The organism is Streptomyces sp. NPDC093085, from assembly GCF_040683935.1.
GTDB lineage: Bacteria > Actinomycetota > Actinomycetes > Streptomycetales > Streptomycetaceae > Streptomyces.
The window spans coordinates 1-19,625 of sequence record NZ_JBFBFB010000012.1 but is presented as its reverse complement, the minus strand read 5'-3'; the positions used below and the strand labels follow the sequence as shown (position 1 = coordinate 19,625).

At 72.0% G+C, this 19,625-nt stretch carries 19 protein-coding genes; 10 read left to right on the top strand and 9 right to left on the bottom strand.

What is annotated here, in order from left to right:
* Positions 1 to 19 precede the first annotated feature (19 nt).
* The 3 genes from AB0O07_RS27145 (at position 20) to AB0O07_RS27135 (ending at position 2,394) form a co-directional block, all read left to right on the top strand.
* The gene (locus AB0O07_RS27145; RefSeq protein WP_365637901.1) at positions 20 to 715 is read left to right on the top strand and encodes a TerB family tellurite resistance protein; all 696 of its coding nucleotides are present in this window, start codon (positions 20 to 22) and stop codon (positions 713 to 715) included.
* 63 nt (positions 716 to 778) lie between these two features.
* A complete protein-coding gene (recO, locus tag AB0O07_RS27140; protein ID WP_365637899.1) occupies positions 779 to 1,528 on the top strand; it encodes a DNA repair protein RecO in 750 nt (249 codons plus the stop codon).
* A gap of 14 nt (positions 1,529 to 1,542) precedes the next feature.
* Entirely contained in the window at positions 1,543 to 2,394 is an 852-nt protein-coding gene (locus AB0O07_RS27135) for an isoprenyl transferase (RefSeq protein ID WP_365637896.1), read from the top strand.
* Positions 2,395 to 2,453: 59 nt separating this feature from the next.
* Here AB0O07_RS27135 and AB0O07_RS27130 read toward each other — a convergent pair whose 3' ends face one another.
* From AB0O07_RS27130 to AB0O07_RS27115, 4 genes are all read right to left on the bottom strand, one after another.
* A complete protein-coding gene (locus tag AB0O07_RS27130; RefSeq protein WP_365637894.1) occupies positions 2,454 to 2,894 on the bottom strand; it encodes a transcriptional repressor in 441 nt (146 codons plus the stop codon).
* A 97-nt stretch (positions 2,895 to 2,991) separates the two neighbouring features.
* Positions 2,992 to 3,921, bottom strand: coding sequence for a metal ABC transporter permease (locus tag AB0O07_RS27125; RefSeq protein ID WP_365637891.1), 930 nt, complete (start codon positions 3,919 to 3,921; stop codon positions 2,992 to 2,994).
* Between the two features lie 2 nt (positions 3,922 to 3,923).
* Positions 3,924 to 4,832 (bottom strand): metal ABC transporter ATP-binding protein, encoded by a 909-nt coding sequence (locus AB0O07_RS27120; protein ID WP_365637888.1) that lies wholly within the window; start codon positions 4,830 to 4,832, stop codon positions 3,924 to 3,926.
* Between the two features lie 197 nt (positions 4,833 to 5,029).
* A complete protein-coding gene (locus AB0O07_RS27115) occupies positions 5,030 to 6,034 on the bottom strand; it encodes a metal ABC transporter substrate-binding protein (RefSeq protein WP_365637886.1) in 1,005 nt (334 codons plus the stop codon).
* Positions 6,035 to 6,189: 155 nt separating this feature from the next.
* Between AB0O07_RS27115 and AB0O07_RS27110 the strand changes: the two genes are divergently transcribed.
* Positions 6,190 to 7,572 (top strand): glycine--tRNA ligase, encoded by a 1,383-nt coding sequence (locus tag AB0O07_RS27110; RefSeq protein WP_365637884.1) that lies wholly within the window; start codon positions 6,190 to 6,192, stop codon positions 7,570 to 7,572.
* Positions 7,573 to 7,662: 90 nt separating this feature from the next.
* Here AB0O07_RS27110 and AB0O07_RS27105 read toward each other — a convergent pair whose 3' ends face one another.
* Together AB0O07_RS27105 and AB0O07_RS27100 are read right to left on the bottom strand one after the other, a co-directional pair.
* Positions 7,663 to 8,247 (bottom strand): TetR family transcriptional regulator, encoded by a 585-nt coding sequence (locus tag AB0O07_RS27105; protein ID WP_365637882.1) that lies wholly within the window; start codon positions 8,245 to 8,247, stop codon positions 7,663 to 7,665.
* Positions 8,248 to 8,407: 160 nt separating this feature from the next.
* A complete protein-coding gene (locus AB0O07_RS27100; protein ID WP_365637881.1) occupies positions 8,408 to 9,427 on the bottom strand; it encodes an aldo/keto reductase in 1,020 nt (339 codons plus the stop codon).
* A 309-nt stretch (positions 9,428 to 9,736) separates the two neighbouring features.
* Between AB0O07_RS27100 and AB0O07_RS27095 the strand changes: the two genes are divergently transcribed.
* The gene (locus AB0O07_RS27095; protein WP_365637878.1) at positions 9,737 to 9,985 is read left to right on the top strand and encodes a DUF6243 family protein; all 249 of its coding nucleotides are present in this window, start codon (positions 9,737 to 9,739) and stop codon (positions 9,983 to 9,985) included.
* A 150-nt stretch (positions 9,986 to 10,135) separates the two neighbouring features.
* Here the strand turns inward: AB0O07_RS27095 and AB0O07_RS27090 are convergent, their stop codons facing one another.
* Positions 10,136 to 11,653 (bottom strand): MFS transporter, encoded by a 1,518-nt coding sequence (locus AB0O07_RS27090; protein WP_365637876.1) that lies wholly within the window; start codon positions 11,651 to 11,653, stop codon positions 10,136 to 10,138.
* A gap of 80 nt (positions 11,654 to 11,733) precedes the next feature.
* Here AB0O07_RS27090 and AB0O07_RS27085 point away from each other — a divergent pair, with 80 nt between their 5' ends.
* The gene (locus AB0O07_RS27085) at positions 11,734 to 12,729 is read left to right on the top strand and encodes a helix-turn-helix domain-containing protein (RefSeq protein ID WP_365637874.1); all 996 of its coding nucleotides are present in this window, start codon (positions 11,734 to 11,736) and stop codon (positions 12,727 to 12,729) included.
* Here AB0O07_RS27085 and AB0O07_RS27080 read toward each other — a convergent pair.
* On the bottom strand, positions 12,627 to 14,294 hold the full coding sequence (locus AB0O07_RS27080; RefSeq protein WP_365637871.1) for an MFS transporter: 1,668 nt from the start codon (positions 14,292 to 14,294) through the stop codon (positions 12,627 to 12,629). The genes AB0O07_RS27085 and AB0O07_RS27080 overlap by 103 nt on opposite strands.
* A gap of 77 nt (positions 14,295 to 14,371) precedes the next feature.
* Between AB0O07_RS27080 and dusB the strand changes: the two genes are divergently transcribed.
* A complete protein-coding gene (gene dusB / locus AB0O07_RS27075; RefSeq protein ID WP_365637869.1) occupies positions 14,372 to 15,502 on the top strand; it encodes a tRNA dihydrouridine synthase DusB in 1,131 nt (376 codons plus the stop codon).
* Between the two features lie 106 nt (positions 15,503 to 15,608).
* Here dusB and AB0O07_RS27070 read toward each other — a convergent pair whose 3' ends face one another.
* Positions 15,609 to 16,394, bottom strand: coding sequence for a GntR family transcriptional regulator (locus AB0O07_RS27070; protein WP_365637866.1), 786 nt, complete (start codon positions 16,392 to 16,394; stop codon positions 15,609 to 15,611).
* Positions 16,395 to 16,713: 319 nt separating this feature from the next.
* Here AB0O07_RS27070 and AB0O07_RS27065 point away from each other — a divergent pair, with 319 nt between their 5' ends.
* The 3 genes from AB0O07_RS27065 to AB0O07_RS27055 form a co-directional block, all read left to right on the top strand.
* Positions 16,714 to 17,820 (top strand): extracellular solute-binding protein, encoded by a 1,107-nt coding sequence (locus AB0O07_RS27065; RefSeq protein WP_365638241.1) that lies wholly within the window; start codon positions 16,714 to 16,716, stop codon positions 17,818 to 17,820.
* Positions 17,820 to 18,716, top strand: a complete 897-nt coding sequence (locus AB0O07_RS27060) for an ABC transporter permease subunit (RefSeq protein WP_365637864.1) — start codon at positions 17,820 to 17,822, stop codon at positions 18,714 to 18,716. The genes AB0O07_RS27065 and AB0O07_RS27060 overlap by 1 nt, the downstream gene beginning before the upstream one ends.
* A partial coding sequence (locus tag AB0O07_RS27055; RefSeq protein ID WP_365637862.1) for an ABC transporter permease subunit occupies positions 18,704 to 19,625 on the top strand: 922 nt, incomplete at its 3' end. The genes AB0O07_RS27060 and AB0O07_RS27055, both read left to right, overlap by 13 nt.

Here is a 19,625-nt window from a genome sequence, read left to right as displayed (position 1 = left end):
CGTGACGGAGGTGCGCGACGTGCTGCCAGCCCAAGGACCACGCGGCCGAAAACCGCGCCTCTGCGGCGTGCGTACGTCCTGGACCACGGTCGGCGACGGCGAGTTCTTCTGCCCCGACTGCGGGGGCGACCGCAACTACCGGCGCCGCACCGGGCGCCGCCGCTTCACCGTCCTCGGCATCCCGCTCCTCGCCCGGGGCACCGCGGGACCCGTCGTCGAGTGCGCCGCCTGCCACGCCCACTTCGGTACGGACATCCTGGACCACCCCACCACCATCCGCTTCTCCGCGATGCTCCGCGACGCCGTCCACACGGTGGCCCTCGCGGTCCTCGCCGCGGGCGGCACCTCCTCCCGTACGGTCCGGGAGACCGCCGTCCACACGGTCCGCGCGGCCGGCTTCGAGGAGTGCACCGAGGAACGGCTGACAGACCTGGTCGAGGCGCTCGCCGCCGACACCGGCCGCTTCCTCATCGACGCGGGCCCCTTCGGCGCCGCCCTCGCCATCGAACTCCACGAGTCCCTGGAACCCCTCGCCCCCCATCTCGCCCCCGCGGGCCGCGAGTCGATCCTCCTCCAGGGCGCCCGTATCGCCCTCGCCGACGGCGCCTACAGCCCCGCCGAGCGCGAAGTCCTCAGCATCGTGGGCGGCGCCCTCCAGCTCTGCCCCGACGACACCGCCCGCCTTCTCCTGGCCGCCTCGGCGACCCTGCCGTAGGAGCCGCACAGGGGGCGCACAGGGGGGCGTCCCGGCCTCCGCGCATGCGGGAGAATGGGCGGCATGAGTCTGTTCCGGGACGACGGCGTCGTGCTGCGCACCCAGAAACTCGGCGAGGCCGACCGGATCATCACGCTGCTGACCCGTGGGCACGGCCGGGTCCGTGCCGTCGCGCGAGGGGTGCGGCGGACCAAGTCGAAGTTCGGGGCGCGGCTGGAGCCGTTCTCCCATGTCGACGTGCAGTTCTTCGCGCGCGGCAGCGAGCTGATCGGGCGCGGGCTGCCGCTCTGCACCCAGAGCGAGACCATCGCGCCGTACGGGGGCGGGATCGTCGCCGACTACGCGCGGTACACCGCGGGGACGGCCATGCTGGAGACGGCCGAGCGCTTCACCGACCACGAGGGCGAGCCCGCCGTCCAGCAGTATCTGCTGCTCGTCGGCGGGCTGCGGACCCTGGCCAGGGGGGAGCACGCGCCCCATCTCGTGCTCGACGCGTTCCTGCTCCGCTCCCTCGCCGTCAACGGGTACGCGCCGAGCTTCGACGACTGCGCGCGGTGCGGGCTGCCCGGGCCCAACCGGTTCTTCTCCGTCGCCGCCGGCGGCATCATCTGCGGCGACTGCCGGGTGCCCGGCAGCGTCGTACCCTCTGCTGAGGCCGTCGGCCTGCTCAGCGCGCTGCTGACGGGGGACTGGGCGACGGCCGACGCGTGCGAGGCACGTCATGTCAGGGAGGGCAGCGGGCTGGTCTCCGCTTATCTGCACTGGCATTTGGAGCGCGGCCTGCGCTCACTCAGGTATGTAGAAAAGAACTAGGAGACGATAAGCGCATGGCACGACGCGGAATCCTGGGACGCTCCCGCCGCGAGTACCGGACACCGGAGCCGCACCCCTCGGGCGCGGTGCCGCCGAAGATCCCCGGTGAGCTGGTGCCCAAGCACGTGGCCTGTGTCATGGACGGCAACGGCCGCTGGGCCAAGGAGCGCGGGCTGCCGCGCACCGAGGGCCACAAGGTGGGCGAGGGCGTCGTGCTCGACGTGCTCAAGGGATGCCTGGAGATGGGCGTCAAGAACCTCTCCCTGTACGCCTTCTCGACCGAGAACTGGAAGCGCACCCCCGACGAGGTGCGCTTCCTGATGAACTTCAACCGCGATGTCATCCGGCGCCGCCGCGACGAGATGGACGAGCTGGGCATCCGGATCCGTTGGGTCGGCCGGATGCCCAAGATGTGGAAGTCGGTCGTCCAGGAGCTCCAGGTCGCCCAGGAGCAGACCAAGGACAACGACGCCATGACGCTCTACTTCTGCGTCAACTACGGCGGGCGCGCCGAGGTCGCGGACGCGGCGCAGGCGCTCGCGCGGGACGTGGCGGCCGGCAAGCTGGACCCGGCCAAGGTGAACGAGAAGACCTTCGCCAAGTACCTCTACTACCCCGACATGCCGGACGTCGATCTCTTCCTGCGGCCGAGCGGTGAGATGCGTACGTCCAACTACCTGATCTGGCAGAGCAGTTACGCCGAGATGGTCTTCCAGGACGTGCTGTGGCCGGACTTCGACCGCCGCGACCTGTGGCGGGCCTGCCTGGAGTACGCGGCCCGGGACCGCCGGTTCGGCGGCGCCCTGCCCAACCAGGTCGCGCAGGACGCGGAGAAGGCGGCCGGGGGGAGCGGGAGCGGAGCGTAGCGGAGGACTCAGGAGGCGCGGGCCCGGCCGATGCGGCGCCGGGCCGTCGCCGCCCCTCGTCAGTTCTTCGTGGCCGCCTCCGCGCACGCGGCGCACGTCCCGAAGATCTCCACCGTGTGGGCCACGCTCACGAATCCGTGCTGCGCGGCCACCGTCTCCGCCCACTGCTCGACGGCCGGTCCCTCGACCTCGACCGCCTTGCCGCAGACCCGGCAGACGAGATGGTGGTGGTGGTCGCCGGTCGAGCAGCGCCGGTAGACCGACTCGCCGTCGGTCGTCCGCAACACGTCGACCTCGCCGGCGTCGGCGAGCGACTGGAGCGTGCGGTACACCGTGGTCAGCCCGACCGAGTCGCCGCGGTGCTTCAGCATGTCGTGGAGATCCTGGGCGCTGCGGAACTCGTCGACCTCGTCGAGCGCGGCCGCCACCGCGGCACGCTGACGGGTCGACCGGCCACGCACCGGGGCCGCGCCCGGTCCACCGCTGGACGCAGTCGTCACAGGTGCCTCCTTGCCTTCGCTGCCCTCTGCCCGTGTCCCTCGGGCATCTGCCCGCTTCCCTACGGTCCCATTCTGCCAGTCCGGGGAGGGCCGCCGGTCACGCCGTCGCGTCCTCGCGGGGCCGCCGCGCGCCCGGGACCTCCCCGCCGGCCGCCGGCTCCGGAACGCTTCCGGCCGCCGGTACGGGGGCCTCCCCGGCCTCCCGCGAGGCCCGCGCGCGGGCCCGGGCCAGCGGCGTGGCGACCGCGGTGAGCAGGACGAAGACGCCGATCGCGATCAGCACGATCGTCGCGCCGGGCGGAACGTCCTGGTAGTACGAGGCGACCGTGCCCGCCAGGGTCACCGACGTGCCGATCACCACGGAGAGCACGAACGTGACCACGAACGAGCGCGTCACCTGCTGCGCCGCCGCCACCGGCACCACCATCAACGCGCTGACGAGCAGCAGTCCCACCACGCGCATGGCGACGGTCACCGTCACCGCGGCGGTGACCGCGATCAGCAGATTGAGGGCGCGTACGGGCAGCCCGGTGACCCGGGCGAACTCCTCGTCCTGGCTGACGGCGAAGAGCTGACGCCGCAGCCCGACCGTGACCAGCACCACGAATCCGGCGAGCAGCGAGATGGTGGTGACGTCGGCGGGGGAGACGGTCGAGAGGGAGCCGAAGAGGTACGAACTGAGGTTGGCGTTGGAGCCGTTGGGGGCCAGGTTGATCAGCAGCACCCCGCCCGCCATCCCGCCGTAGAAGAGCATCGCGAGCGCGATGTCGCCCCGGGTGCGGCCGTACGCCCGGATCAGCTCCATCGTGACGGCGCCGAGCACCGCGACGAGCGTGGCCATCCACACCGGGCTGGTGGAGAGCAGGAAGCCCAGTCCGACGCCGGTCATCGCCACATGGCCGATGCCGTCGCCCATCAGCGCCTGGCGGCGCTGGACCAGGTAGATGCCGACGGCGGGCGCGGTGACGCCGACCAGGACGGCGGCGATCAGCGCCCGCTGCATGAAGGCGGTCTCAAGGATTTCCATGGTCAGGTCAGCAGTCCTGTGGGGAGCGGCTCGCCGGCCGTATGGGGGTGGCAGCTCGGGTGGTCCAGGGCGTCGGGGGCGGGTTCGTGGCCCGGTCTGCGGTGTCCTTCGGCGTTCCCCGGCGGCGGCCCGTCGCGCAGGACACGGCCGTCGCGGAGCACCACGGCGCGGTCGATCAGCGGCTCCAGCGGGCCGAGTTCGTGGAGGACGAGCAGGACGGTGGTGCCGGCCGCCACCTGCTCGCGGAGGGTCGCCGCGAGGATCTCCTGGCTGGCGAGGTCGACGCCGGCCATCGGCTCGTCCATGATCAGCAGTTCGGGCTCGGAGACGAGCGCGCGGGCGATCAGGACGCGCTGGTGCTGGCCGCCGGAGAGAGCGCCCACGGAGTCCTTGGCACGGTCCCCGAGGCCCACCAGCTCGATGGCCCGCTGAACGGCCGCCCGGTCGGCCTTGGTGGGCCATCCCAGCCGCGCCCTGCTGGTACGGGAGAGCCGCCCCGATGCGACCACCTCGCGGACGGTCGCGGGGACGCCGCTCGCGGCGGTGGTGCGCTGCGGTACGTAGCCGACGCGCCGCCAGTCGCGGAAGCGCCGCAGGGGGGTGCCGAAGAGGGTTATCTCGCCGTCGCCGAGGGGTATCTGGCCGATCACCGACCGTACGGCGGTGGACTTGCCGGAGCCGTTGGCGCCGAGCAGGGCGACGACCTCACCGGGGCGCACGGTGAGGTCGATACCGCGGAGCACGGGCCGGGAGCCGAGGGTGGCGGTGGCGCCGCGCACGGTGATGACGGGGGGCGGGGTGGGCGCGGGGGACCCGGGCGGGCCGGGGGGCGGGCCGCCGCCGGGGCCCGGCTCCGGGGCGGTGGCGGCACGCTCCGCCGCCTCGGCGTGGTCGCTCTCCACCGTCGCCATGTCGGGTGCCTCCGTCACTCTTCGTCGTCTCGTCGCTGTCGCCGCGTCGCCGCCACGGCCGCCGTACCGCTGTCGCTCTCCCCGGCGCCGCCGGGGGAGCCGGTGGAGCCGGGGACGAGCCGGGCGAATCGTTTCGCCCGCTTCGCGGTACGTTGCCGTGTTCCGTGCCGTGCTCGTTCCGTTGTTCGTTCCGTGCCCTATTCCGCCCCGAGCGCCTTCCGCAGGGCGTCCAGGTTGGAGTGCATGACCTCGATGTAGTCACGGCCCTTGGTCGCGTCCGTGATGCCCTCGATCGGGTCGAGGACATCCGTCTTGAGTCCGGAGTCCCCGGCCACCGTCTTGGCGGTCTTGTCGCTGGCGAGCGTCTCGAAGAATACGGTGGTGACCTTGTCCCGCTTCGCGATGGCCGCCAGTTCCTTGACCCGGGCGGGGCTCGGCTCCGACTCGGGGTCGATGCCGGAGATGGCCTCCTGCTTCAGACCGTACCGTTCCGCGAGGTAGCCGAAGGCGGCGTGGGTGGTGATGAAGGTCTTGGTGGGGGTGTCCTTGAGGCCCTTCTCGAAATCCGTGTTCAAGCCGTTCAGCTTCTCGACCAGCTTGCCGGTGTTCTCCTTGTAGTCGGCGGCGTGTGCCGGGTCGGCCTTCTCCAGGGCCTTGCCGACGCCTCGGGCGACCTCGGCGTAACGGACCGGGTCGAGCCAGATGTGCGGGTCGCTGCCGTCCGCGGTGGTCTCCTCGTGCTCGTGCTCCGCGTCGTCGTGGTCGTCGCCGTCGCCGTCGCCGTGCGCGTGCCCGGCGCCGGCCTCGGTGCCGTGCTTCTCCAGGGTGGTGAGGGTCGCGGCGTCGACGATCGTCTTCGCTCCGGACTGCTCGATCGCCTTGTCCACGGCGGGCTGGATGCCCTTGAGGTAGACGATGACGTCGGACTCGCCGAGCTGGGCGGCCTCCCGGGGCTTCAGCTCCAGGTCGTGCGGCTCCACGCCGGGCTTGGTGAGGGTGGTGATGTCGACGTGGTCGCCGCCGATCATCAGCGCCAGGTACTGCATGGGGTAGAACGACGCGGTCACCGCGAGCTTGCCGTCGCTCTTCCCGCGGTCGCCGTCGGAGGCGGAGGATGAGGAGCAGGCGGAGAGGCCGACCAGTCCGAGCGAGACCGCTCCGGCGAGGAAGGCGGTGGGTATGAGGCGTCGTCGTACGTTCATGACAGTCATTTTCAACAAAAGTGGAAACGATTGTCAACAAGCGTTGGGTAACGGCCTGGAATGCCGCTTCTCGCGCACCGATTTGATCGAAGGGGTGCGCCCGCCGCTAATCTGAAGCATTCGCCGTTCGTCGTCGTCGTAATGAAGAGAGACCCGTGGCCGCCGACAAGATCGACAGCATCGTCAACCTGAGCAAGCGCCGTGGCTTCGTCTACCCGTGCAGTGAGATCTACGGTGGTCAGCGGGCCGCCTGGGACTACGGGCCGCTCGGAGTCGAGCTGAAGGAAAACCTCAAGCGCCAGTGGTGGCGTTACATGGTCACCTCGCGCGAGGACGTTGTCGGGATCGACTCCTCGGTGATCCTCGCCACGGAGGTCTGGGAGGCGTCCGGCCACGTCGCGACCTTCACCGACCCGCTCACCGAGTGCACCTCCTGTCACAAGCGTTTCCGCGCCGACCACCTGGAGGAGGCGTACGAGGCGAAGCACGGCAAGGCGCCCGAGAACGGCCTCTCCGACCTGAACTGCCCGAACTGCGGCAACAAGGGCACCTTCACCGAGCCCAAGCAGTTCTCCGGCCTGCTCTCCACCCACCTCGGCCCGACGCAGGACTCCGGCTCGGTCGCGTACCTGCGCCCCGAGACCGCGCAGGGCATCTTCACCAACTTCGCCCAGGTGCAGCAGACCTCGCGCAAGAAGCCGCCGTTCGGCATCGCGCAGATGGGCAAGTCCTTCCGGAACGAGATCACTCCGGGCAACTTCATCTTCCGCACGCGCGAGTTCGAGCAGATGGAGATGGAGTTCTTCGTCAAGCCGGGCGAGGACGAGGAGTGGCAGGAGTACTGGATGGAGCAGCGCTGGAACTGGTACCGCGACCTGGGTCTCCGTGAGGAGAACATGCGCTGGTACGAGCACCCGGCCGAGAAGCTCTCGCACTACTCCAAGCGCACCGCCGACATCGAGTACCGCTTCCAGTTCGGCGGCAGCGAGTGGGGCGAGCTGGAGGGCGTCGCCAACCGTACGGACTACGACCTCTCCGCCCACTCCAAGGCGTCCGGCCACGACCTGTCGTACTTCGACCAGGAGGCCGGCGAGCGCTGGACCCCGTATGTCATCGAGCCCGCCGCCGGTGTCGGCCGCGCGATGCTCGCCTTCCTCCTCGACGCGTACAGCGAGGACGAGGCGCCCAACGCGAAGGGCGTCATGGAGAAGCGCGCCGTGATGCGCCTCGACCCGCGCCTCGCGCCGGTCAAGGTCGCGGTGCTGCCGCTCTCCCGCAACCCGCAGCTCTCGCCGAAGGCGAAGGGCCTCGCGACGGACCTGCGGCGCAACTGGAACATCGAGTTCGACGACGCGGGCGCCATCGGTCGCCGCTACCGCCGCCAGGACGAGATCGGCACGCCGTTCTGTGTCACCGTCGACTTCGACACCCTGGACGACAACGCGGTGACCGTGCGCGAGCGCGACACCATGAAGCAGGAGCGCGTCTCCCTGGACCGCATCCAGAGCTACCTGGGCGAGCACCTCCTCGGCTGCTGACCCTTTCCCGGCTGCCGCCCGCTCGGCCGGAGGCCGCCCCTCCCCGAGCCACCGACAGGCCCCCGACTCCCCCGCGGAGCCGGGGGCCTGTCAGGGTTCCAGGCCGCGCAGGAGGAGGTTGGTCACGGCGTTGAACTCGGTGTCGATCGTGGGCTTCCGCCACTCCGCGGCATACCCCGGGTCGTGGAAGCGGGCGGTCGCCGCGAAGAGGGCGCCGGCGGTGGAGGCCGGGTCCGGGGCGACGAACTCGCCCGCCCGGACGCCCTCTTCGACAATCCGCCGGAGCTGCCCGGTCAGCTCCGTCAGATGCGCGTCCACCACATCGCTGCTGCCGTCGAGCAGCACCGAGTACGTGGCGAACAGCTCCGGATCGCCCCCCGCCTTCTGCCGCTTGGCCTCGAACAGGGTCGCCAGCCACCCCCGCAGCTTCTCCGGGCCCGGCTCGTCGGCCCCCTCGACGATCTCCTGGAGCGCCCGCTCCGTGCGGGTCAGCCAGCGCGTCGTGACCGCCTCGCGCAGCGCCGTCTTGGTCCGGAAGTGCCGGTAGACGCTGCCATGGCTGACCCCGAGCAGCCGCGCCACGTCCACCACGGTCGCCTTCGCCGGACCGTAACGGCGCAGCACCTCCTCGGTGGCTTCGAGGATGCGTTCGGCGGTCAGCGTCTCGGCGGTCATGGGGACCCGGCCTTTCAGGACTCGTACGGTGCGGCGGAGGAGGCGGTCCGGCCCGACAGACGACAGTACCTGGCAGGAACGGGTCCCCGGCGGGAGCCGGGTGGGCCGGCGGCCGGGCCCGGTTCCCGGGCGTCCTGGGCGCGGTCCTGCCGCGCCGTGCTCAGCGTTCGCTGTCCAGGTGGGCCATCATCGCGGTCGGGTACCGCTCGCCCGCGGCGACCCCCGGAGGGAACGCCTTTCCGAGCGCGTCCAGGTCGGCAGCGTCGAGCGTGACCTCCAGTGAGCCGAGCGCCTCGGCCAGCCGCTCCCGGGTGCGGGCGCCGACCAGCGGGACGATGTCCCGGCCCTGGGCGAGCACCCAGGCGAAGGCGGTCTGCGCGACCGTGGCCCCCTTCCGCCCGGCGATCTCGCGCAGGGTGTCCACCAGCGCCAGGTTCCGGTCCAGGTTCCCGCTCTGGAAGCGTGGGCTCGCCGCCCGGAAGTCGCCCGGGCCGAACCGCTGGTCCCGGTCGAGGTGCCCGCCGATCAGGCCGCGCGAGAGCACCCCGTACGCCGTGACACCGATGCCCAGCTCACGGAGGGTCGGCAGGATGTCGGCCTCGACGGAGCGCGAGACCAGCGAGTACTCGATCTGGAGGTCCACGATCGGGGCGACGGACGCGGCCCGCCGGATGGTCTCGCTGCCGACCTCCGAGAGGCCGATGCGGCGTACGTACCCCGCCTCGACCAGCTCGGCGATGGCGCCGACCGTCTCCTCGATCGGCACGTTCGGGTCGAGCCGGGCGATCCGGTAGACGTCGATATGGCCGGTGCCCAGACGCTGGAGCGAGTACGCCGCGAAGTTCTTCACGGCGGCCGGGCGTCCGTCCACCCCGCCCCACTCGTTGGCCGGGCCGCGCAGGGCCCCGAACTTGACGCTGGTGAGGGCCCGTTCGCGGGCCGCCAGGGACGCGGTGCGCAGCGCCTCGGCGATCAGCAGCTCGTTGTGGCCCATCCCGTAGAAGTCGCCCGTGTCGAGCAGGGTGACCCCCGCGTCGAGCGCGGCGTGCACGGTGGCGATGGACTCGGCGCGGTCCGACTCCCCGTACGCCCCGGACATGCCCATGCAGCCGAGGCCGAGGGCGGAGACCTCGGGGCCCGTGGTGCCGAGGCGGTGGGTGGGGAAGGCAGGCGTGGTCATGGTGGTGCTCCTCTGAAGACGGTGCTCCGGGATGCGGAGGCCGGGCCGTGCGGACGTCCGGGGATCCGGACACCATCAACGGTGGCACGGCAGATGACAGAATTCAATATCTGTCATCCGTTCGGGTGTCGGAAATGTCAGGGAGCGCGGGGGCGGCGGCGCGGGAAAACGCGGTGCGTACGGATCGTGGCCGGTGGTAGCGTCACCGGCATGTTCTTCCAGATCTACGAGTGAGAGCGCGGCGGGCACGGCCCCGCCTCTCCATCGACGATTCCGCAGATCACTTCTCATCACCTTCGGGAGAACCCCGTGGCAAAAAGCCGCAACAACCTTCTCGGCGTGGGCGGACAGCGCTCCAAGCCCCACCGCACGGACCCGCACTCCGGCGGCCCGGCCCGTAACGCCAACCGCAAGGCCGCCGCCGACCAGAAGCAGGAACTGCTGCGCAAGATGCGCGAGCGCGCCGAGACCAAGGCCGCCGGGGCCGCGGACGGCGCGGAGGCGGCGGAGGGAGCGGAGGCGACCGAGGCCGCCGAGGGCCGCTCCGGCGACGCGTAACGGCGAAAGCGGGCAGGAGGGGGCAAGGTGCAGGCGGGAGCAAGGCGCAGAGCGTGCAGCGCGTGAGTGTGCTGCGGGCCCGGATCAGGAGCTGATCCGGGCCCACCTGCGTCCCTGCCGTACGGGCGGAGCGCCCGGCAGCTCGGCGCCTCAGCCGATCGCGCGCGGCAGCCGCAGGCTCAGCAGCGCCGTCAGGACCACCGCGCCGAGCTGCACCAGCAGCGTCACGGCCAGCGCGTCCCGCATCCCCAGCGGGGACGCCAGCGTCAGGAAGAGCGAGCCCAGCGTCGCCACGCCCAGCGCCAGCGCCGACTGCTGCGTCGTCACCAGCACCCCGCTGCCCACCCCCGCGCGCTCGCCCGGCACGTCCGAGAGCACGATCCGGATGAGCACCGGGAGCTGGAGCCCCTGGCCCAGACCGGCGAGCGCGACGCCCGGCAGCAGGTCGAGCGTGGTGACGCCCGGCCAGTCGTGCCACACCGTCAGCACCAGCAGCGCCACACCGAGCCCCTGGAGCACCGCGCCGGCCGTGACGACGAGGCTGCCGTACCGGGTGATCAGCCGGGGCCCCGCCAGCGACGCCGCGAAGAACGCCACCGCCATCGGCACCAGCGCCACCCCGGCCGCCACCGCCCCCATCCCCAGCCCCTGCTGGAGCGCGATGGCGATCACGAACATGAAGCCGCCGAAGCCGATCGAGAACGGCAGGACCAGCGCCAGCCCGCGCCGCAGCGACACCAGAGCGAAGAGGCTCGGCGGCACCAGGGGCATGCGCCCCAGCCGGTCCGCCCGCCGCTCCACCCGGAGGAAGACATAGCCCAGCACCGGGAACGCGGCCAGCGACACCCAGGTCCAGAGCGGCCAGCCGGCCGCCCTGCCCTCCGTGAGCGGGGCCAGCAGCGAGAGCAGGGAGGCCGCCAGCAGGACCGTCCCCGGCACGTCCACGGGCGCGGGCCGCTGCGAGCGGGTCTCCGGCACCGTACGGAACGCCAGCACCAGGCCCACCAGCGCGACCGGCACATTCACCAGGAAGATCGCCCGCCAGCCGGTGCCCGCCAGGTCGGCGGCGACGAGAACGCCGCCGAGGATCTGGCCCACGACCATCGAGAGGCCGGCCGTCGCCCCGTACAGGCTGAGCGCCCGGGCGCGGCGCTGCCCGCCGGTCGCCGCCTGGATCGTGGCGAGCACCTGCGGCAGCATCAGCGCCGCCGCCGCGCCCTGCACCACCCGCGCCCCGACCAGGGCCCAGGCCGTCGGCGCGAGTCCGCAGGCCAGCGAGGCGACGCCGAAGGCGGCCATGCCGGCCAGGAAGAGTCTGCGTCTGCCGAACATGTCGCCGAGCCGGCCGCCGAGGACCAGGAGGACGGCGTACGAGAGCCCGTACCCGGCGACGACCAGCTCCAGCAGCGCGGGGCCCGCCGACAGGTCGCGGTCGATGGTCGGCAGGGCCACGTTGACGATGAAGAAATCGATCAGGGGAAGCGCCGCGCCCAGCAGCACGGTGAACAGCCCGAGGGCGCCGAGGACCGGGCCGTGGTCGTGTACGACGAGGCCGCGCGCCCCGGTGGGGGCGGGGGCCGTGGGCCCGGAGGGATCGGTTCCGCGGGGTGTGGACCGGTGGAGGGGTGACGCGGAGGTTCTGTTCACTCCATCGAGGTTGCACCGCATCCGAGCCTGGTACCAGAGTCTCTTTATCCTGGTACCGACAGTACCTGGCAACCGTTTCGGCGCTGCGGCATTCTGGACATATGACTATCACGGTGCGGACCGCGCAAGCGGTGGAGGCTGTCGGAGCCGACGGCAGGGCGGACGGGATCCGGCGCCATGAACTCGCCGGGTTCCTGCGCAGCCGCCGCGAGCGCATCACGCCCGAGCAGGTCGGACTCGACCGGGGCGCCCGGCGCCGTACCCCCGGACTCCGCCGTGAGGAGGTCGCCCAGCTCTCCGCTGTCGGCGTCACGTGGTACACGTGGCTCGAACAGGCCAGGCCCATCCAGGTCTCCGCACAGGTCCTCGACGCCCTCGCCCGCGCCCTGCTCCTCGACCCGAGCGAGCGGAGCCATCTCTTCGCGCTGGCCGGCGTGGCCGACCCGGCGCCCGGGACGCCGTGCGCCACCGTCACCCCGGCGCTGCGCGACATGCTGGCGCGGCTCGACCCGTTTCCGGCGTGTGTGCAGAACAGCCGGTACGACATCCTCGCGTACAACCGCGCCTACAGCGGGCTCATGTGCGACCTGGACGCCGTGCCGCCCGAGGACCGCAACTGCGTGCTGCTCGCCTTCACCAACGAGGAGTGGAGCGCCGCGCTCGGCGACGCCGGGGAGACCCGCCGGATCCTGGCGGGCAAGCTCCGGGCGGCCATGGCCGAGCATCTCGCGGAGCCGCCGTGGAAGACGCTGCTGGCGCGGCTGCGCGCGGCGTCGCCCGAGTTCCGGGAGATCTGGGAGCGCCACGAGGTGGTGGCCCCGACCGGCAGCCGCACCAAGCACTTCGTGAACGGCTGCGTCGGCCATCTCGACCTGGTCCACACCGATCTCTGGCTCGGCCCCTCCTCGGGGCCCCGGCTCGTCACCTACGTCCCCCTGGACGAGGAGTCCCGGCGCAAGCTGGAGAAGCTGCGGCGGCTCAGGGAGCGGAAGGATCAGGAGTCGGGCCACTCCGACCGGGTGTCCGCCCAGGTCTCGGAACGGGCCTCCGAGCGGGCCTCCGAACGCGCCTCCACCGGGGTGCCCTCCGGCGTCTGACTCCCCCTCCGGGACCCGTGAGGCCCCTGGGGCGCGTGGGACGCCTGAGGCCCCTGGGGCGCTCGCGCCGCCGGAGTCGCCCGCGTGGCGGCCATGGCGCTCCCGGCGGCCGGTACGGGCGGTTCCGCCGCCAGCAGCTCCGCCGTCCGGGACGCCGTGCGCCGCGCCCACTTCCCGCTCGTCAGCGCCCCCACCACCAGCACCGAGAGCCCGCACGCCGTGATGATCCACCAGGCGGCGCCGCTCACCGCGTCGAACCCGGCGCGGTACGCGGCCGTCCCCGGCCCGGCGCCCGCCCCGGTGGCCAGCCCGCCGGCCAGCACCGCGCCGATCACCGCGACGCCCAGCGTCTGGCCGATCTGGCGGCTGGTGGAGGCGACGGCCGCCGCCACGCCCGCCTGGGCGCGCGGCATCCCGGCGACGGCGGTATTGGTGATGGGGGCGTTCACCACGCCGAAGCCGATCCCGAAGAGCACGTACCCGGTGAAGAGCAGCACCGTCGTCCCCTGCGCGTCCAGCGCCGCGAAGAGCACCCCGCTCGCCGTCATCGCCGTCCCCGCGATCAGCAGCGAGAGGCGCGGGCCCCGGCTGCCGACCAGCCGGCCCGAGAGCGGGGCGCAGAGGAAGGTCAGGGCCGCCATGGGCAGCATGTACAGGCCGGCGTGGAGCGCGGAGTAGCCGAGCACGTTCTGGAGGTAGAGCGTGTTCAGGAAGAGGAAGCCGCCCAGCGCGGCGAAGGCGGACACCGCGACCACGGTCGCCCCGCTGAACGGCGCGCTCCGGAAGAACCGCAGGTCGATCAGGGGTTCGGCGCGCCTCGGCTCGTACAGCAGCAGCCCCGCCAGGCAGAGCGCGGAGAATCCGGCGAACGACAGGATCAGCGGCGAGGTGATGCCCTCGGCGGGCGCCTCGATGATCGCGTACGTCAGCGCCCCGAGCACCCCGATCACCAGGAGCTGCCCCACCGGGTCGGGGCGGCGCGGCCGGGGCGCGCGGGACTCCGGGACGTACCGCCGGGTGAGCAGATACGCCCCCACCCCGATCGGCAGGTTGATCCAGAAGATCGACCGCCAGCCGACCGAGTCCACCAGGAGGCCGCCGACCAGCGGGCCCGCCGCCATGGAGATGCCCACCACTGCGCCCCAGACGCCGATGGCGCGGGCGCGCTCGCGCGGTCCGGTAAACGTATTGGTGATGATCGACATCGCGACGGGGTTGAGCATGGAGCCGCCGATGGCCTGAATCATGCGGAACGCCACGAGCGAGGTGAGGTTCGGCGCGACGGAGCAGAGGGCCGAGCCGACCGTGAAGAGCACCAGGCCGGTCTGGAAGACGCGGCGGCGGCCGATCCGGTCGGCGGTCGAGCCGGCGAGCATCAGCAGCGAGGCGAGGACCAGGGTGTACGCGTCGATCGTCCACTGCATCCCGGAGACCGTGGCGTGCAGATCGCGCTGCATGGACGGCAGGGCGACATTCAGGATCGTGTTGTCCAGGCTGACGATCAACAGACTGAGGCAGCAGATCGCCAGGATCAGCGCTTTTCGCCGGGGGCTCACATCGGGCATATCTCTGATGGTACGACTGCCTAGTGTGGCTAACTAATGAATGCCTCCGAGTGCCGTACATGCGCGACAATGGCCGGATGACCGCTCCCCTCACCGTCGGCCCGCACACCGTGACCCCGCCGGTCGTCCTCGCTCCCATGGCCGGGATCACCAACGCCCCCTTCCGCACGCTCTGCAGGGAGTTCAGCGGAGGGAAAGGGCTCTTCGTCAGTGAGATGATCACCACCCGCGCCCTGGTCGAGCGCAACGAGAAGACCATGCAGCTCATCCACTTCGACGCGACCGAGACACCGCGCTCGATCCAGCTCTACGGGGTGGACCCGGTCACCGTCGGCAAGGCCGTCCGCATGATCGTGGACGAGGACCTCGCCGACCACATCGACCTCAACTTCGGCTGCCCGGTGCCCAAGGTGACCCGCAGGGGCGGCGGCTCCGCGCTCCCGTACAAGCGGCCCCTGCTCCGTGCGATCCTCCATGAGGCCGTCACCAACGCGGGCGCGCTTCCGGTCACCATGAAGATGCGCAAGGGCATCGACGACGACCACATCACCTATCTGGACGCCGGGCGGATCGCGGTGCAGGAGGGCGTGACGGCGATCGCGCTGCACGGCAGGACGGCGGCGCAGCACTACGGAGGCACCGCCGACTGGGAGGCGATCGCCCGGCTCAAGGAGCATGTCCCGGAGATACCGGTGCTCGGCAACGGCGACATCTGGTCCGCCGGGGACGCGCTCCGCATGGTCCGCGAGACCGGCTGCGACGGGGTGGTCGTGGGGCGCGGCTGCCTGGGGCGGCCCTGGCTCTTCGGCGACCTGGTGGCCGCGTTCGAGGGGACCGGGGAGGTCGCCGCGCCGACCCTGCGCGAGGTGGGCGCGGTGATGCGGCGCCACGCCGAGCTGCTGGGGGAGTGGATCGGCGACGAGGCGCGCGGGGTGATCGACTTCCGCAAGCATGTGGCCTGGTACCTGAAGGGCTTCTCGGTCGGCTCGCAGCTCCGCAAGTCCCTCGCCGTCACCTCCTCCCTCGCCGAGCTGGACGAGCTGATGGCCGGGCTCGACCTGGACCAGCCCTGGCCGGAGGGCGCGGACGGGCCGCGCGGGCGCACCTCGGGGAACAACCGGGTGGTGCTCCCGGACGGCTGGCTGAAGGACCCGTACGACTGCGCGGGGCTCGGCGCGGACGCGGAGCTGGACACGTCCGGGGGGTGAGGCGTCCGGGGTGCGCGGGGTGGGGGCGCGGCGCGGCGCGGGGGCGCGCTCGTACCCGTACGGGCGTACGAGGTGCCCCGGGCCCCCTCCGTGCGGTCCGCCCCGGTCAGGCGCGTCCCGGGCGGTCCGCGACATCCGGGCCCGCGTGGCGTTCCAGGGGGGTCGCCGCCGCCGAGTTGCTGACGCTGAACGCCACGCTGCCCGGCAGATAGCGGTCGTCGGTCCACTCGATGGCCCGGCCCGCCGCCGTGTTCGTCAGATGGCGCTGGCGCAGCAGCGGGCTGCCGCGCCGTACCTGGAGCACCCGCGCGTCCTCGCTGCCCGCGGCGACCGCGTCGATGAGGTGGTCGCCGTAGTGCGCCACCACGCCCGCCCGCTCCGCGAGGCTGTCCATGATCGACACACAGTCGACGGGGAGCGCCAGCACCACCGGGGCGACCCAGCGCGCGTACGCCGTGCGCTCCAGCATCGCCGGCTCGCCGTCGATCCGCCGCAGCCGGACCACGTACACCACCGGAGTGCCCGGTTCCGCGCCGAGCCGGGCCGTCTCCTCCGCCGTGCCGGGGCGCTCCGTGCGGCTGAGGATGGTGCTGGAGACCTCGACGCCCATCGCCCGCGCCCACTGCGCGAAGCTGTTGAGCTGCGCGAAGCTGTGCCGGCGCTCCTGGCGCAGCACGACCCGGCGCGCCCCCTGCCGGGAGCCGATCAGCCCCTCGGAGGCGAGCAGGCCCACCGCCTGCCGTACGGTGCCGCGCGAGACCGACCACCGGGCCGCCAGATCGCTCTCCGAGGGAAGGTGCGCGCCGACCGGGTACGCGCCGCTCAGGATCGACTGGCGCAGCGCCTCCGCGATCTCCGCGTACCGTGAACCGCCCGCGCGTGAACCGCCCATTCCGGCCCCCTTCATCCGAGCCCCGCTGTGTACAGGTGCGCCACTTGGCGGCGCCCGCCCTCTCACTCTAACCATCCGCGGGAGCGGCCCGGCCGGACCCCGCTCCGCAGGCGGTCCCGTCAACTCCCCTCGTTTTGTCAGGGCTTTCGTCTTCCTCCCGTTGTGTGCTCATGGACACCGCACGTTCACTCCCCGGATACTTGGGCCGGGCGAACTGATGCCAGCTTGTATGAACAAGTCGTTCCGTCGCCTCCACCCCCGGGAGACCCGCGTGACCAGATCCGACCTCCGCGTCCCCACCCGCCGGCTCGTCTCTGCCCTGGCCCTCACCACCGCGGCCCTCACCGCGCTCTCCGCCTGTGGCGCCGCGCCGGACAACGGCGCCTCCGACCAGGCGGCCACCGCCACCTCCGTCGCCGACTTCGGCTCCATGAAGGAGCTCGTCGCCGCCGCGGAGAAGGAAGGCGCACTCAACACCATCGCGCTGCCGCCGGACTGGGCCAACTACGGCGAGGTCATCAAGGCGTTCGAAGCCAAGTACAAGATCAAGATCAACAACGAGAACCCGGACGCCTCCAGCTCCGACGAGATCTCCGCCGTCAAGTCGCGCAAGGGCCAGAAGCGCGCCCCCGACGTCGTCGACCTCGGTATCTCCTTCGCCCGCAGCGGCGCCGCCGAGAAGCTCTTCGCGCCGTACAAGGTCGAGGCGTGGGAGAAGATCCCCGACGCGCAGAAGGAGAAGGACGGCCACTGGTTCAACGACTACGGCGGGTATGTCTCCATCGGCTGCGACGCCGCCCGGATCAAGAACTGCCCCACCACCTTCGCCGATCTCCTCAAGCCCGAGTACAAGGGGAAGGTCGCCCTCAACGGCAACCCCACCAAGGCCGGCGCCGCGTTCGGCGGGGTCTTCGCCGCGGCCCTCGCCAACAAGGGGTCCTTCGGCGACATCCAGCCCGGGATCGACTTCTTCGGCAAGCTGAAGAAGAACGGCAACTTCATCCCCGTCGAGTCCACCCCGGCCACGGTCGAGAAGGGCGAGACCCCGATCAGCATCGACTGGGACTATCTCAACGCCGGTTACGCCGACCAGTTCAAGGGCAAGGGCGTCGACTGGAAGGTCGCCGTGCCGAGCGACGGCGTCTACGCGCAGTACTACTCGCAGGCGATCAACAAGGACGCGCCGCACCCGGCCGCCGCCCGGCTGTGGATGGAGTTCCTGTACAGCGCCGAGGGGCAGAACCTCTGGCTCAAGGGGTACGCCCGTCCCGTACTGCTGCCCACGATGACCACCGAAGGCACCGTCGACAAGACCTTCGTCACCAAGCTGCCCCAGGTCGCGGGTGTCCCGGCCTTCCCCAGCTCCGAAGAGCTGGACAAGGCCAACAGCACCCTCGCCGAGAACTGGGACAAGGCTGTCTCCTGATGACAGCCGCCGCACCGCGGGGTGCCTCGCGCGCCGGATCGCGCGCCGGATCGCGTGTCAGGTCGCGCGCCTGGCTCGGGGCGCTCCCGCTCCTCGTCTTCGCCGCGCTCGCCTTCGGACTGCCCGTCGGCGCCCTCCTGTACGGGGCCGTCACGCGCACCGAAGCGGAGACCGGCGCCACCGCCCTGACCGGCGAGCACCTTCAGCGCTCGCTCCAGGGCCCGTACCTCACCTCGCTCACCGGCAGCGTCGAACTCTCCGCGCTGACCGCCCTGATCGGCACCCTCCTCGGGGTCCTGGTAGCGCAGGCCGTGGTCACCTCGCGCGGCGGCGCCCTGCGGAGCGCCGTCCTCACCGCGTCCGGGGTGCTCGCCAACTTCGGCGGCATCCCGCTCGCCTTCGCCTTCGTCGCCACGCTCGGCATGTCCGGCGTGGTGACCCGGGCCGGCTCGCTCGACCGGCTCGGCTGGAACCTCTACTCCTTCACCGGACTCGCCGTCATCTACCTCTACTTCCTCGTCCCGCTGATGGTGCTCGTCATCGTCCCCGCGCTCGACGGGCTGCGCCCGCAGTGGCGCGAGGCCGCGCAGAACGCGGGCGCCACCACCTGGCAGTTCTGGCGCCATGTCGGGGTGCCGGTGCTGGCGCCCTCGCTGCTCGGCGGGTTCGTGCTGCTCTTCGGCAGCGCCTTCGCCGCGCACGCCACCGCCGCCGCCCTGGTCGGCGGCTCCGTACCGCTGGTCACCCTGAAGATCGCGGACGCGCTCTCCGGGAACGTGCTGGTCGGCCAGGAGAACGTGGCGCTGGCGCTGAGCCTCGACATGATCGTGATCGCCGGTGCGGTGATGGCGGTCTACCTGCCCCTCCAGCGACGGAGCACCCGATGGCTGCACTGACCCCCACGGCCACCCCCGCCCGGGAGCCGGCCGCGCCGCACCCCCGCCGGGACGGTGGCGCGGTACGGGACCGACGGCGCCGCCCGCGGGTGTGGCGGGGCGCCGTCCTCGCCCTGGCCGGCTGCTACTTCCTCGTCCCGCTGCTCTCCTCGTTCGTCTTCACCGTCCAGGTCCCCGGGCACGGCGTCACCTTCGCCGCGTACACCGGGATCCTCGCCGCCGACGGCTTCGTCCAGAGCCTGCTGCTCTCGCTCGGGCTCGCCGCCGCGACCATCGCGCTGGCCCTGCTGCTGGTGGTGCCCGCGCTGGTGGCGGTACGGCTCGGGGCGCCCCGGCTCCGTCCGGTCGTCGAGACGGTCTGCATGCTGCCGCTGGTGGTGCCGCCGATCGCGCTGGTCACCGGGGTCACGACGGTGCTGCGCTGGGGGCCGGACCATCTCTCCCGTACCCCGCTGTACCAGACGTTCCTGGCGGTGCAGAACGAGTCGTTCCCGCTGGTGCTCGTCCTCGCGTACACCGTGCTGGCGCTGCCGTTCGTCTACCGCTCGCTCGACGCGGGGCTGCGCGCCGTCGATGTCACCACGCTGGTGGAGGCCGCGCGGAACTGCGGTGCGAGCCGGCCGTACGTGCTCTGGCATGTCATCCTGCCCAACCTGCGCTCGTCGCTGGCCGGCGCGTCTTTTCTGACCCTGGCGCTGGTGCTGGGGGAGTACACCATCGCCGCGCTGCTCGGCTTCCGGCCTTTCGCGGTCTGGATCGTCTTCGTCTCGGGCGCCGAGGCGCGGATGTCGGTGGCGGTGTCGCTGCTGAGCCTGCTGATCACCTGGGGGCTGCTGCTGGTGCTGTCGCGGGCGGGTGGGGGAGCGGCGGCGGGGGCGGCGGCCGCCGCCCCCGCCGCCGCTCCCCCAC